Origin of the sequence: Microbacterium sp. 18062 (genome assembly GCF_902706225.1) — a bacterium.
Taxonomy (GTDB): Bacteria; Actinomycetota; Actinomycetes; order Actinomycetales; family Microbacteriaceae; genus Microbacterium.
The window spans coordinates 1-497 of record NZ_CACSKB010000238.1; the positions used below are offsets into that span (position 1 = coordinate 1).

Genomic DNA, 497 nt, shown 5'->3' on the forward strand with positions numbered 1-497 from the left:
CCGCTACTCAACGCTGCGCAAACAAATGAGCGCTTTGGCCGCCTGTCGATTGCAGCTCGGCTTCAGGGGGCGGACTTATAACGGGCAACCCGTTGAGCAGTTCGACGCGTGGACCGCGAACCGCGAGACAGGGCAAAAGACCCTTTGGCCCGGCGTGTTGGTGCTGTCTGAGAACTACTTTTCCGAGCTGGTCGAGAACGCTGTGCCCCTCGATAACCGGGCCTTGCACGCACTCAAAGGATCTGCGCTCTCGCTTGACGTGTACACCTGGCTCGCGCATCGACTTCATCGCATCGAGGGCCGGCCGGTGATTCTCTACTGGATGAATTTGCGGGAGCAATTCGGGCAAGAGTACCTGGGCAAGAACGCGGATAAGGACTTCAAGGTGTCGTTTCTGGTAGCGCTGAGGGCCGTGCTCGCGGTCTATCCACAGGCCCACGTCAAGCAGGTTACAGGCGGTTTGATGCTGATGGCATCGCCGCCACCCATCCCCTACA

General features: G+C 59.6%; 1 protein-coding gene. It reads left to right on the plus strand.

The features are described 5' to 3' along the window. Positions 1-497 (plus strand): replication protein RepA (locus GVL03_RS19560; protein WP_200847296.1); only part of this gene is annotated, 497 nt, incomplete at both ends.